Here is a 13021-nt window from a genome sequence, read left to right on the forward strand (position 1 = left end):
TGGCCCGCGATGGTCGCGACGCGGTTTGCCCAAAGCACCGCAAAGGTTTCATCGCAGGTAAGCCTGGCTCCTACTGTAATGGGGGGCAAGGCGCGCAAAATGGCGGATATCTTAAAGCAAAACGGCGGCCTCAGGCCGCCGTTTAGTGCTTTGCGTCGATTCAGCCCGCAGGGGCCGGTTCAGGCTCCGGCGCCGGCTTGGGCAGCGACGACAGGAAGGCCATGACCAGTGCCGCCACGTAGGGCAGGGACTGCACCAGGAGCATGGTCACCCAGAAGCGCATGTCGTTGCTCGGCAGGCCCTGGACCAGGAAGATCCCCAGCGCCGCGCCCCACAGCAGCAGCATGATGAACAGCTCTTCCCGAGCCTCGGAGATCGCCACCCAGAAACCATGGCTGTTGGCGTTCTTCGGCGTGCGGAAGAACGGGATGCTGCTGGTGAAGAAACCGTACAGCACCGCCTTGGCGATGGTATGGGACAGGGCCAGGCCGGCCAGGGCTGCGCAGAAGGCGTCCTTGAGGTTCACGCCCACCGCACGGCGGTAGAGGAAGATGATCTTGCCTACTTTGAACACGAACAGCGCCAGGGGCGGGATGGCGAAGATCAGCAGCGGCGGGTCCACCTGCTTGGGCACGATGATCATCGCCGCCGACCACAACAGTGCGCCGATGGTGAAGAAAATGTTCATGCCGTCGGCCACCCACGGTAGCCAGCCTGCCAGGAAGTGGTAGCGCTGGCCGCGGGTCAGCTCGGTGTCCTTGCCGCGCAGCAGGCTGGCGGTATGGCGCTTGATGATCTGGATCGCACCGTAGGCCCAGCGGAAACGCTGCTTCTTGAAGTCGATGAAGGTGTCGGGCATCAGGCCCTTGCCGTAGCTTTCGTGGTGGTAGGCGGCCGACAGGCCCTTCTCGAACACCCGCAGGCCCAGCTCGGCGTCCTCGCAGATGCACCAGTCGGCCCAGCCCAGCTCTTCGAGCACCGAGCGCCGGGTCATGGTCATGGTGCCGTGCTGGATGATGGCGTCGCGGTCGTTGCGGGTGACCATGCCGATATGGAAGAAGCCCTTGTACTCCGCGTAGCAGAGCTTCTTGAAGGTGCTTTCGTCCTGGTCGCGGTAATCCTGGGGCGACTGCACGATGGCGATCTTCGGGTCGGCGAAGTGCGGCACCATGTGCTTGAGCCAGTTGCGCTCCACGCAGTAGTCGGAGTCGATGACCGCGATCACCTCGGCGTCCTTGGCGGTGTGTGGGATCAGGTAGTTCAGCGCGCCGCCCTTGAAGCCGGCCAGGGGCGAGACATGGAAGAAGCGAAAGCGCGGCCCCAGGGTCTGGCAATAGGCCTGGACCGGCTCCCAGACGGCCGGGTCCTTGGTGTTGTTGTCGATGATCAGGACTTCGTAGTCCGGGTAATCGAGGTTGGCCAGGGCATCGAGGGTCTGCTTCACCATCTCCGGTGGTTCGTTGTAGCAGGGCACATGGATCGAGACTTTCGGCCGGTAGCCGGAATCGCCTTCCACCGGCAGGAACTCGCGCCGGCGCTTGCGCACCCACACCGCCTCGGCCAGTTCGTGGGCCTCGGTGAGCAGGACGATGAACACCCCCAAGGCGCCCAGGGCCAGGAGGAAGCCCACGGTCAGGCTGAACCAGGTGCTGTACTGCTGGCTGTAGTCATAGCCGATCCACACCAGCACCGAACCGCAGAGGAAGGCGATGAAGGTCAGGAACGTCCGCCCACGCTGGCGCAGGGCCGAGCCGTCGATCAGCAGGATCGCCAGGGACAGCATCGCCAGGACCACCGAGCCGATGGCCAGTACCCGCCATTGCGGGATCGCCACTACCGGGCCTTCGAAGTTGAATTTCTGCTGGCGCGCAGCGTTGAACACGCCCCAGTAGGCGCCCACCGAGCCTTCGTCGCTGGCCTTCCACGGTTGGTCGAAGGCTTCGATGACGAAGTAGTTGTAGCCCTGGCGGTTGAGCTGATTGACCAGGGTCCGCAGGTAGATCGCCTGGTCCGCCGGGCTGGCGTCGGCGCCACCGCGCATCCGGCCATTGCTCGGCCAGCCCACTTCGGACAGCAGCAGCGGTTTTTTCGGGAACATCTTCTTCAGGTCGCGAGCCCGGTCGAGGACGAACTGTTCGGCCTTGTCCACCGGGATGAATTCCCAGTAGGGCAGGATGTGCGCGGCGATCAGGTCGACGTGCTGGGCCAGTTCCGGATGTTCTTCCCAGACGTGCCACTGCTCGGAAGTGGTGACCGGCACCTTCACTGCGGCACGTACCCGGTCCAGGACCACGGATAACTGGTCGGCGCTGATTTCCTTGCGGAAGATCGCCTCGTTACCCACCACCACCCGGACCACGCTGCGGGAGGTATTGGCCAGTTCGATGGCGCGCATGATCTCGCGCTCGTTGCGCTCCAGGTCCGGGCTGATCCAGATCCCCAAGGTCACGCGCAAGCCGAATTCTTCCGCCAGCCGGGGAATGTCTCCCAGGCTGCCATCCACCGAATAGGTACGAATGTTGTCGGTCAGCTTGCTCATGATTTCCAGGTCGCGACGCATTTCATCGTCGGACGGGTACTGGTCCTTTTGCGGAAACTGACCCAGCTGGAAGGGCGAGTAGGAAAAACCGGAGATCTGTTCCGGCCAGTCGGGGGCCGAGACCGGGCGGTTGATCAGCGCCCAGAAACCGGTGAACAGCGCGGCGATGGCCAGCACTATCACCAGGTTGAGTCCAAATTTACGCGATGACATGGCTATTTCGGGTTCCAAGAAGTGTGGAACGAGGGAAAGGTTGGCAGGCGCCAAACGGCGCGCATCCTACACCGGCCCTCAACTGAGCGTACAGCGCACAGGGGACGGCGAGACCTTGGGCACCGTAATTGGGTTTAAGTTCTTTACTTGTAGCTGGCGGCTTAAAACTTGTCGCGGCGAAGCCCTATAATGCGCGCCGGTTTTTTAGGTGATGGTCATGAGTACAGAAGATCCACGGTTTGCCGGCGTCGCCCGCTTGTATGGCATCGAGGGCCTGGAACGGCTGCAGGCGGCCCACGTGGCGATCGTCGGTATCGGCGGGGTCGGTTCCTGGGCGGCGGAAGCCATCGCCCGTTGCGGGGTGGGGGAAATCTCGCTGTTCGACCTCGACGATGTCTGCGTCAGCAACAGCAACCGCCAACTGCATGCCCTGGACAGCACCGTGGGTCGGCCCAAGGTCGAGGTCATGGCCGAGCGCCTGCGGGGCATCAATCCGCACTGCACGGTGCACCCGGTCACGGACTTCGTCACCCGCGACACCATGGCCGAGTACATCACTCCCGAAATCGACTGCGTGATCGACTGCATCGACAGCGTGAATGCCAAGGCGGCCCTGATCGCCTGGTGCAAGCGCCGCAAGATCCAGATCATCACCACCGGTGGGGCTGGCGGGCAGATCGATCCGACCCAGATCCAGGTCTGCGACCTGAACCGCACCTTCAATGACCCGCTGGCATCCAAGGTGCGTTCGACCTTGCGCCGCGACTACGGGTTCTCGCGCACCATGAACCGGCACTACAGCGTGCCCTGCGTGTTTTCCACCGAGCAACTGCGCTATCCCAAGCCCGACGGCGGTATCTGCCTGCAGAAGAGCTTCGTCGGTGACGGGGTCAAGCTCGATTGTGCCGGCGGTTTCGGTGCGGTGATGATGGTGACCGCGACGTTCGGCATGGTCGCGGCGACCAAGGCGGTGGACAAGCTGGTAGCCGGCGTGCGCCGTCCGTCCGAGCGCAACAAGGCGGTGTAGCCTTGCGGCCTAGGCATTCACGGACTGGCCCATGTAGCCGCTGCCGCAGGCTGCGTACGGGCGCGCAGCGGCCGCTGGGTCTTGAATCCGCTGAAGGTCCTTCGGCCCTTGTCGCAGCCTCGCAGGCTTGGCAGCGGCTACACGCTGGCCAGTTCGCCCATCCGTTGCAACACAGCATTCAGGCCGTTGGCGCGTGATGGCGAGAGCTGGCGCGACAACCCCAACTGGTTGAACCAGTCCGCCAGGTCCACCTCGCGCAACTCTTGCGCGGACAATCCGTTGACCCGCGCCAGCAGCAGCGCCACCAGGCCACGGATCAGCCGCGCATCGGTGGCCGCGGCGAATTGCCAGCGGCCTTGATCCAGGCTTGCCACCAGCCACACCTGGCTCTCACAACCGTGCACCCGATTGGCCTCGACCCTGGCGCTGTCGTCCAGGGCCGGCAGGCGCTCGCCCCATTGCATCAACAGGCGCGCCCGCTGCTCCCAGCCTGCGGCTTCCTGGAACACTTGCAGCGCTGTACTGGCGTCTTCCGGCAGGCTCATCGCAGCAGTTCCAGGGCCTGGTCCAGGGCCTCGAAGAAGCGCTCCAGGTCCTCGGAGTCGTTGTATAGCGCCAGGGACACGCGGATCGCTCCGTGCAGGCCGAGGCTCTTGAGCAAGGGCATGGCGCAGTGATGGCCGGCCCGCACGGCGATGCCCTGTTCGGTCAACAGGTGTGCCAGATCGGCGCTGTGTACGCCGTCGACCACGAAGCTGACCAGCGCCAGCTGCGGCGTGCCCAGCAGGCGGATGCCGTTGCGCGCCTGCAGCCCATGCAGCAGGTAGGCATGCAGTTTTGCTTCATGTTCGGCCACGGCTTGCTGGTCCAGGCCAGCGAGGTAGTCCAGGGTGGCGCCAAGGCCGATGACCCCGGCGATCGCTGGCGTTCCTGCCTCGAAACCCAGGGGTGCAGGGCGGAACCTGGCGTGCTGGTAATCGGCGTCCTGGACCATCTCGCCACCGAATTGCCAATGGCGCAGCCCCTTGAGCGCCCCATGGCGGCCGAAGAGCACGCCGACGCCTTCCGGGCCGTACAGCTTGTGGCTGGAAAACACATAGAAGTCGCAGCCCAGGGCCTGAACGTCATGTCGGCCGTGGACCACCCCCTGGGCGCCGTCGACCACGGTCAGCGCGCCCTGGGCCCTGGCCATGGCCAGCAGCGGGGTCAAGGGTTGCCAGGCACCGAGCACGTTGGACAGCTGGCTGACTGCCAGCAATCGGGTCCGAGGGCCGATCAGGCGGCTCGTGGCGTCGATATCCACCAGCCCGTCGGCATCCAGCGGCAGGACCACCAGGCTCAGCCCGCGGCGCTGGGCCAGTTGCTGCCAAGGCAGCAGGTTGGCGTGATGTTCCAGGGCGCTGACGACGATTTCATCGCCAGCCTCGAATCGATGCTCCAGGCCATAGGCCAGGAGGTTCAGCGCGGAAGTCGCGCCGTGGGTGAAGACGATCTGCCCGCTGTCGCCGACATTCAGCCATTGCCCGACCTTGCTGCGGCTGTCCTCGAAAGCCTGGGTGGCGTGGGCGCCGGGCAGGTGCTGGGCGCGATGCACGTTGGCCGCGCCATTGGCGTAGTAGTGCGCCAGGGCGTCCAGCAGGGCCTGGGGCTTCTGGGTGGTGGCGGCGTTGTCCAGGTAGGTCTGGTCCTGGCGTTGCAGGGCGGCGATGGCCGGGAAATCGGCGCGCCAGGGGGAGGGTAAAAGCATGATGGCGAAACTCGTTCGAACAGGCCGGGCGCTGATGATAAGCGCCCGGCGGGTTCCGGTGGAACCGCGTGCTGGGCTCGCTTAGTTGTGAGCGTGCAGCGCTTCGTTCAGCTCGATGGCCGACTTGTGGGTCTTGCACTCCACGGCGCCGGTTTCCGAGTTGCGACGGAACAGCAGGTCAGGCTGGCCGGCCAGTTCCCGGGCCTTGAGGACCTTGACCAGTTGGTTGTTCTCGTCCAGCAGCGCCACCTTGGTCCCGGCGGTCACGTACAGGCCCGATTCCACGGTGTTGCGATCGCCCAGCGGGATGCCGATGCCGGCGTTGGCGCCGATCAGGCAGCCTTCGCCGACCTTGATCACGATGTTGCCGCCACCCGACAGGGTACCCATGGTGGAGCAGCCGCCGCCCAGGTCCGAACCCTTGCCGACGAACACGCCAGCCGATACGCGGCCTTCGATCATGCCCGGGCCTTCGGTGCCAGCGTTGAAGTTGACGAAGCCTTCGTGCATCACGGTGGTGCCTTCGCCGATGTAGGCGCCCAGGCGGATCCGTGCGCTGTCAGCGATACGCACGCCGCTCGGCACGACGTAGTCGGTCATTTTCGGGAACTTGTCCACCGAGAACACTTCCAGCAGTTCGCCGCGCAGGCGTGCTTCGAGTTGGCGCTCGGCCAGTTCGGCCAGGTCGATGGCGCCCTGGCTGGTCCAGGCGACGTTCGGCAGCAGCGGGAATACGCCGGCCAGACTCAGGCCATGGGGCTTGACCAGGCGATGGGACAGCAGGTGCAGCTTGAGGTAGGCCTCTGGGGTGCTGGTCAGTTGGGCGTCTTCGGCCAGCAGGGTGGCGACCAGGGGCTTGTGGCTTTCGGCCAGGCGGGTCAGCAGGGCGGCCTGGGTGGCGTCGATACCCTTGAGGGCGTCGGCCATCTGCGCGGCCTGGGTGGTGCTGAAGGTGATGGCCTGGTTGCCTTCGCTGTAGCCGAGGATCGGCGCTACGGCGGCGACGATTTCAGCCGCAGGCTTGAGCAGCGGCGCTGCGTAAAACACTTCCAGCCAAGCACCTTGGCGGTTCTGGGTGCCGACACCGAATGCCAGGCTGAACAGGGTAGTGGACATGCAGTTACCTCTTGCGAAATTGATTGAGCAGGCTTACTTGAGCGCCGCTGCGTAAAGGTCTGGCTTGAAGCCAATCAGGGTTCTGTTTCCGAGGTCGAGCACCGGACGCTTGATCATCGACGGTTGCGCGAGCATCAGTTCGACGGCCTTGGCCTGGTCGAGGTCGGCCTTGCTGGCCTCATCGAGCTTGCGGAAGGTAGTACCCGCGCGGTTCAGCACCACTTCCCAGCCGTGCTCGGCGCACCACTGGTTCAGGTGCTCGCGATCGATGCCGGAGGTCTTGTAGTCGTGGAAGTCATAGCTGACAGCGTGTTCATCGAGCCAGGTGCGCGCCTTTTTCATGGTGTCGCAGGCCTTGATGCCGAAAAGGTGCAACGTTTTGCTTGAAGCGGTCAAGGAATTGCCCCCTCTGGAGTGCTGGTAATCAAAGGTCCGGGATTATGCCACGACGGCGGCGCTTAGGCGTCGGCGGCTGCGGGGCTTTGTCGCATTGTGTTGCGCGGACCTGGGCGTTGCGACTTTCGTGCAGCGGCGTGAGCGCAGCTTAAGCGGCTAATATGGCACTTCTGCGGCGAATTGTTGCCGAGTTTGTGTGTCTGCTCTGAAAGTCCGAATCAGGAACCCCGCTTTATGCAAACCGCCTATACCGTCCTCATCATGCTGATGCTGGTGAGCCTCTCGCGTCTTGTCGGGCGGGTGATCCCACTGCCATTGCCCCTGGTGCAGATCAGCGCCGGGGCCTTGCTGGCCTGGCCGACCCTGGGCCTGCACGTGGCCCTGGACCCGGAGCTGTTCCTGTTTCTGTTCCTGCCGCCGCTGCTGTTTTCCGATGGCTGGCGCATGCCCAAGCGCGAGTTCTGGCGCTTGCGTGGCCCGATCCTGACTCTGGCTGTGGGGCTGGTGCTGTTCACGGTGGTCGGCGCTGGTTATTTCATCCACTGGCTATTGCCGACCATTCCCTTGCCGGTGGCCTTCGCCCTGGCGGCGGTGTTGTCGCCCACCGACGCCGTGGCGGTCTCGGCGATATCCCAGAACCGCCTGCCGACGCCGTTGATGCACATGCTCCAGGGCGAGGCTTTGATGAACGACGCCTCGGGCCTGGTGACCTTCAAGTTCGCCCTGGTGGCGGCGGTCACCGGGGTGTTTTCCCTGGCCAATGCCAGCCTGACCTTCGTCCTGGTGGCGGTGGGTGGCCTGGCGGTGGGCGTGGCCCTGAGCTGGCTGGTGGGGCGCTTGCGGGCCTGGATGATCGCCCGTGGCTGGGATGATCCTGCGACCCACGTGGTGTTCATGTTGCTGCTGCCGTTCGCCGCCTATGTCCTGGCCGAGCGCCTGGGAGCCTCGGGTATCCTTTCGGCGGTGGCGGCGGGGATGATGCAGAGCTGGCTCGACCTGCTGCCGCGCCAGACCAGCACCCGCCTGCTCAACCGCAGTGTCTGGTCGTTGCTGGAGTTCGCCTTCAACGGCCTGATCTTCCTGCTGCTGGGCCTGCAGTTGCCGGACATCATCAAGGCGGTGGTCAGCCACGAGACGTCGCTCTGGCCGACCCTGGCCTACCGCTGCCTGGATGTGGTGGCGATTTTCCTGGTGTTGCTGGTGCTGCGCTTCATCTGGGTGCAGAGCATCTGGCGCTTGTCGGGCCTGCTGCGGCGCTGGCGCGGCAAGGGCGAGCTGACCCTGGTGCCCACCGCGCGTTCCTGCTGGCTGCTGACCGTGGGCGGTGTGCGCGGGGCGGTGACCCTGGCCGGCGTGATGTCGGTGCCTCTATTCCTGGGCGCGGGCGAAGCCTTTCCCGAACGTGACCTGCTGATCTTCATTGCCGCCGGGGTGATCCTGCTGTCCTTGGTAGCGGCGTGCATCGCCCTGCCGCTGCTGCTGCGTGGCATCGTCAAGAGCCCTGACGACAAACGCCGGGGCGAAGTGCGCGATGCCTGGCGCAAGACCGCCGAGGCCGCGATCCACGCACTTGAAGCCGAGGAGGTCGCCGAGTCCGGCGAGGCTCCGGATGCCGCCCAGGCCGCCCTGAGCAGCGAGCTCAAGGGCCGGTTGATGGCCGAGTATCGGCACCAGCTGGAGGTCTACAACGATTCTGCCGAGGCCCAGGCCCTGGCCCAGCAGATGGACCTGCTGGAGCGGCGCCTGCGGCTCAAGGCCCTGCGCGCGCAACGGTTGGAGCTGTATCGCCTGAGCCGCCAGCATCAGATCGGCGACGATGTGCTGCGTGAAGTGCTGGCGGAACTGGATTTGAGCGAGGCGAACCTGGGATCGGTGAAATGACGCTGGTGTAGGAGCGGGCGGGCGGCGATCCGGCTTGCCCGCGATTCAGACGACGCAGTGCACCTGATGCACTGCGTTGTCGCCCATCGCGAACAAGCTTCGTTGCTGCAGGTTCGCGAGATTATTTACGGCGCAATACGAAATCGCGAATCCGCTCGGCAGCCTCGACGCATTCGGCCAGTGGTGCCACCAGGGCCATGCGCACGCGGCCGGCGCCGGGGTTGGTGCCGTCCACATCGCGGGAAAGATAGGAGCCCGGGACCACGGTCACGTGTTCCTGTTCGAACAGGTCGCGGCAGAACGCTGCGTCATCACCGGCCACGTTCGGCCACAGGTAGAAGCTGCCGTCCGGACGCTGCACGTCCATGACCGGTGCGAGAATCGCCAATACCGCATCGAATTTCTCGCGGTACAGCGCACGGTTGGCCCGTACATGGACTTCATCGTTCCAGGCGGCGACGCTGGCCAGTTGGGTCTGCACCGGCATGGCGCAGCCGTGGTAGGTGCGGTACAGCAAGAAGCCCTTGAGGATCTCGGCATCGCCGGCGACGAAGCCCGAGCGCAGGCCTGGCAGGTTGGAGCGCTTGGACAGGCTGTGGAACACCACGCAGCGCTTGAAGTCCTTACGGCCCAGCTCGGCGCAGGCGCTGAGCAGGCCGGGCGGCGGCGATTGCTCGTCGAAATACAGTTCGCTATAGCATTCGTCGGCGGCGATCACGAAGTCGTGCTCGTCCGCCAGGGCGATCAGCTTCTTCAGGGTCGCCAGCGGAATCAGTGCACCAGTGGGGTTGCCGGGCGAGCACAGGAACAGGATCTGGCAGCGCTGCCAGATCTCGGCCGGTACTGCGTCGAAGTCCGGGTTGAAGCCGTTTTCGTCCAGGCAGGGCAGGTAGTGCGGCTGGGCCCCGGCCAGGAACGCTGCACCCTCGTAGATCTGGTAGAACGGGTTGGGGCTGACCACCAGGGCGTCCTCGCCGCGATTGACCACGGTCTGGGTGAAGGCGAACAGCGCCTCGCGGGTACCGTTCACCGGTAACACGTTACGCGCCGGGTCGATCCAGCCTTCCGGCACGCCGAAGCGCCGCTCGCACCAGGCACCGATGGCCTCGCGCAGGGCCGGGATGCCCAGGGTAGTGGGGTACACGGCCATCTGGTCGAGGTTGTTGGCCAGGGCCTCGGCGACGAAGCTCGGCGAACGGTGCTTCGGTTCGCCGATGGACAGGGCAATGGGGCGCTTGTCTGGGTTGGGGGTGACGCCGCCGAGCAAGGCGCGGAGCTTTTCGAACGGGTAGGGCTGCAGCTGGTTCAGAGCGTTGTTCATCGGTGCGGGGTCTCGATCAAAGCGTCGGGTCATGACCTGTCAGATGCTCAGGCGGGTCATTTCGATAGTCGGTTCATGGCTGACGCTCAACTGGCTGACGATCGCATCCTGCAGGCGACTGCACAGCTGGGGGTCGGAAAGGGGCTGGTTGTGCGCGTCGGTAATGAAGAACACGTCTTCCACGCGCTCGCCCAGGGTGGCGATCTTGGCGTTCTGCAGCGACAGGTCGAACTCCAGGAAGATCTTGCCGATGCGCGCCAGCAAGCCCGGGCGGTCGGGAGCGCTGAGCTCCAGCACGGTGACCGGGCGCTGGGCGTCGTTGTGGATGGTCACCTCGGGGGCGAAGGCGAAGTGCTTGAGCTGGCGCGGTACCCGGCGCTGGATGATGGTCGGGTAGTCGTCGGGATTGCGCAGGGCATCGGTCAGGCCCTTGCGGATCTGCTCGACCCGCTCGGGGTTGTTGCCGATGGATTCGCCGTCGTTGTCCAGGACGATATAGGTGTCAAGGGTGAACTGGCTGCTGGAGGTGATGATCCGGGCGTCATGGATGTTCAGGTTGAGCTGGTCCATGGCGGCCACGGTCACGGCGAAGAAATCGTGCTGGTCGGGGGCATAGATGAAGATCTGCGTGCCGCCCTCGAATTCGCGCTGGGTGATTTCCTTGATCAGCACCAGCGAGCCGCCGTCGACCGGCTGCTGGAGGATGGCGTCGCTGTGCCAGGCCACGTCGCCGGCGGTGTGGCGCAGGAAGTAGTCGTCCCCCAGCTGTGACCAGAGTTGCTCGACCTCGTCCGGATCGGTGCCATTGCGCACCAGGATATCCAGGGCCGCGCTCTGGGTCTGGCGGATCTGCTCCTCGCGATCCACCGGGTTCTCCAGGCCGCGGCGCAGGGCGCGCTTGGTCTCGGTGTAGAGCTGGCGCAGCAGGCTGGCGCGCCAGGAGTTCCATAGGCTGGGGTTGGTGGCATAGATGTCGGCCACGGTCATCACGTAGAGGTAGTCCAGGCGGGTCTGGTCCACCACGACCTGGGCGAAGTCGTGGATCACTTGCGGGTCGGAGAGGTCCTTGCGCTGGGCTGTGGTGGACATCACCAGGTGGTTCTGCACCAGCCAGACGATCAGCCGGGTGTCCCATAGCGGCAGTTGGTGGCGGATGCAGAAGGCCTCGGCGTCCACTGCGCCGATTTCCGAGTGGTCGCCTTGCCGGCCCTTGCCGATGTCGTGGTAGAGGCCGGCCATGTAGATCAGCTCCGGCTTGGGCAGCTTGCCCATGAGCTTGCTGGCCAGCGGGAATTTCTCGGAAATGGGCGTGTACTGCAGTTTGCGCAGGTGCTTGATCAGGTTCAGCGTGTGGGCGTCCACGGTATATATGTGGAACAGGTCGTGCTGCATCTGCCCGACGATGAAGCCGAACTCGGGCAGGTAGCGTCCGAGAATGCCGTAGCGGTTCATCCGCCGCAGGTTGCGGTGGATGCCGATCTCGCACTTGAACAGCTCGATGAACAGGCTGGTGTTGCGGATGTCGTGGCGGAAATCGTCGTCGATCAGGTGCCGGTGCTCGCGCAACAGGCGGATGGTGTCGGCGCGCACGCCCTTGATCTCAGGGTGCTGGGCCATCAGCACGAAGATCTCCAGCATCGCGAACGGGGTGCGCTTGAACACCTTGTCGTTGATCGCTTCGATATAGCCGTCGTGCAGCTGGAAGCGGGCGTTGATTGGCTGGGGCGGTGCTTCATCCTCGGGCGCGAGGATCACCTCTTCGAAGTGCTGGATGATCAGGTCGCTCAGCTGGGCGATGCTCATCACCACGCGGTAGTACTGCTGCATGAAGCTTTCGATGCTCTGCTTGGCGTCTTCGCCCTCGAAGCCCAGCAGGGTGGCGATGGAGCGCTGGTGGTCGAGCAGCAGGCGGTCTTCGGCGCGTCCAGCGAGCATGTGCAGGGCGTAGCGCACACGCCAGAGGAACTCCTGGGAGGACGCCAGCAAGGCGTTCTCGCTTTCCAGCAGGAACCCTTCGCCGGCCAGGGCCCGCAGGTTCAGGGTGCCGTACTGGCGGCGGGCGACCCAGAGAATAGTCTGGATATCCCGCAGGCCGCCGGGCGAGCCCTTGACGTTGGGCTCCAGGTTGTACTCGGTATCGTTGTACTTGTGGTGGCGAGCCTTTTGTTCGGCGTGCTTGGCCAGGAAGAAGTCTTTGCTCGGCCACATGTGTTCGGTGCTGGTGACTTCCAGCATGCGCTGGCGCAGGCGCTCGGGGCCGGCGATGGTGCGGCTTTCCATCAGGTTGGTGATCACCGTCAGGTCGGCCCGGGCCTGTTCTGCGCACTCATCCACCGAGCGCACGCTTTGCCCCACCTCCAGGCCGATATCCCAGAGCAGGGTGAGGAAGCGTTCGATGGAATCGCGAAAGATCTCGTGGTCGGCGCTGTCCAGCAGGATCAGCAGGTCGATGTCGGAGTAGGGGTGGAGCTCGCCGCGTCCGTAGCCGCCGACCGCCACCAGGGCGATATCGGCTTCGGCGCTCCAGCTGAACTGGTCCCAGGCCTTTTGCAGGATGTTGTCGATGAACCAGGCGCGGTCTTCGATGAGCCGGCGGATCTCCCGTCCGCTGCGAAAGCGGTTGTCGAGCACTTCCCGTGCCTGGCGGATGGCTTTCTTGAAGGCTGCGATGGGGCTGGCCTTCAATGCCAGTTCCGCCTGGAACTGGCCGCGGTCGAAGAGTTCGGGATCCACCTGCGGCATCGATTGCTTTCCTTTCTATCTATAAGGTCGGGGCGCGGC

Annotated in this window: 9 protein-coding genes; 2 read left to right on the plus strand and 7 right to left on the minus strand. The window is 64.6% G+C overall.

The window, feature by feature from the left end; translation table 11 throughout:
- Positions 1 to 160 precede the first annotated feature (160 nt).
- Positions 161 to 2752, minus strand: coding sequence for a glycosyltransferase (locus GDH07_RS04145; protein ID WP_152896747.1), 2592 nt, complete (start codon positions 2750 to 2752; stop codon positions 161 to 163).
- Positions 2753 to 2969: 217 nt separating this feature from the next.
- Here GDH07_RS04145 and tcdA point away from each other — a divergent pair, with 217 nt between their 5' ends.
- Positions 2970 to 3779 carry a tRNA cyclic N6-threonylcarbamoyladenosine(37) synthase TcdA gene (tcdA, locus tag GDH07_RS04150; protein ID WP_425502096.1) on the plus strand — a complete coding sequence of 270 codons (810 nt, stop codon included), beginning with the start codon at positions 2970 to 2972 and terminating at the stop codon, positions 3777 to 3779.
- Between the two features lie 137 nt (positions 3780 to 3916).
- Here tcdA and GDH07_RS04155 read toward each other — a convergent pair whose 3' ends face one another.
- The 4 genes from GDH07_RS04155 to GDH07_RS04170 form a co-directional block, all read right to left on the minus strand.
- Entirely contained in the window at positions 3917 to 4324 is a 408-nt protein-coding gene (locus GDH07_RS04155) for a SufE family protein (RefSeq protein WP_085596158.1), read from the minus strand.
- The gene (locus GDH07_RS04160) at positions 4321 to 5526 is read right to left on the minus strand and encodes an aminotransferase class V-fold PLP-dependent enzyme (RefSeq protein WP_152896749.1); all 1206 of its coding nucleotides are present in this window, start codon (positions 5524 to 5526) and stop codon (positions 4321 to 4323) included. Before GDH07_RS04160 ends, GDH07_RS04155 begins: the two co-directional genes overlap by 4 nt.
- Positions 5527 to 5607: 81 nt before the next feature.
- A complete protein-coding gene (gene dapD / locus GDH07_RS04165; protein WP_053134461.1) occupies positions 5608 to 6642 on the minus strand; it encodes a 2,3,4,5-tetrahydropyridine-2,6-dicarboxylate N-succinyltransferase in 1035 nt (344 codons plus the stop codon).
- 33 nt (positions 6643 to 6675) lie between these two features.
- Positions 6676 to 6984 carry an arsenate reductase gene (locus GDH07_RS04170; RefSeq protein ID WP_235777349.1) on the minus strand — a complete coding sequence of 103 codons (309 nt, stop codon included), beginning with the start codon at positions 6982 to 6984 and terminating at the stop codon, positions 6676 to 6678.
- A 288-nt stretch (positions 6985 to 7272) separates the two neighbouring features.
- Between GDH07_RS04170 and GDH07_RS04175 the strand changes: the two genes are divergently transcribed.
- The gene (locus GDH07_RS04175) at positions 7273 to 8919 is read left to right on the plus strand and encodes a Na+/H+ antiporter (RefSeq protein ID WP_022642570.1); all 1647 of its coding nucleotides are present in this window, start codon (positions 7273 to 7275) and stop codon (positions 8917 to 8919) included.
- A gap of 121 nt (positions 8920 to 9040) precedes the next feature.
- On the opposite strand, the gene dapC is transcribed toward GDH07_RS04175, so the two are convergent.
- Both dapC and GDH07_RS04185 read right to left on the minus strand, forming a co-directional pair.
- On the minus strand, positions 9041 to 10240 hold the full coding sequence (dapC, locus tag GDH07_RS04180) for a succinyldiaminopimelate transaminase (protein ID WP_152896750.1): 1200 nt from the start codon (positions 10238 to 10240) through the stop codon (positions 9041 to 9043).
- Positions 10241 to 10279: 39 nt separating this feature from the next.
- A complete protein-coding gene (locus GDH07_RS04185) occupies positions 10280 to 12982 on the minus strand; it encodes a [protein-PII] uridylyltransferase (protein WP_022642572.1) in 2703 nt (900 codons plus the stop codon).
- Positions 12983 to 13021 lie beyond the last annotated feature (39 nt).

The organism is Pseudomonas piscis, from assembly GCF_009380155.1.
GTDB classification, from domain to species: domain Bacteria; phylum Pseudomonadota; class Gammaproteobacteria; order Pseudomonadales; family Pseudomonadaceae; genus Aquipseudomonas; species Aquipseudomonas piscis.

Excerpts from the sequence above, each read along its gene's own strand:
- GDH07_RS04155 (WP_085596158.1), bottom strand. The coding sequence starts at position 4,324 with ATGAGCCTGCCGGAAGACGCCAGTACAGCGCTGCAAGTGTTCCAGGAA.
- dapD (WP_053134461.1), bottom strand. The coding sequence starts at position 6,642 with ATGTCCACTACCCTGTTCAGCCTGGCATTCGGTGTCGGCACCCAGAAC.
- GDH07_RS04145 (WP_152896747.1), bottom strand. The coding sequence starts at position 2,752 with ATGTCATCGCGTAAATTTGGACTCAACCTGGTGATAGTGCTGGCCATC.
- GDH07_RS04175 (WP_022642570.1), top strand. The coding sequence starts at position 7,273 with ATGCAAACCGCCTATACCGTCCTCATCATGCTGATGCTGGTGAGCCTC.
- GDH07_RS04185 (WP_022642572.1), bottom strand. The coding sequence starts at position 12,982 with ATGCCGCAGGTGGATCCCGAACTCTTCGACCGCGGCCAGTTCCAGGCG.
- tcdA (WP_425502096.1), top strand. The coding sequence starts at position 2,970 with ATGAGTACAGAAGATCCACGGTTTGCCGGCGTCGCCCGCTTGTATGGC.
- GDH07_RS04170 (WP_235777349.1), bottom strand. The coding sequence starts at position 6,984 with ATGAAAAAGGCGCGCACCTGGCTCGATGAACACGCTGTCAGCTATGAC.
- GDH07_RS04160 (WP_152896749.1), bottom strand. The coding sequence starts at position 5,526 with ATGCTTTTACCCTCCCCCTGGCGCGCCGATTTCCCGGCCATCGCCGCC.
- dapC (WP_152896750.1), bottom strand. The coding sequence starts at position 10,240 with ATGAACAACGCTCTGAACCAGCTGCAGCCCTACCCGTTCGAAAAGCTC.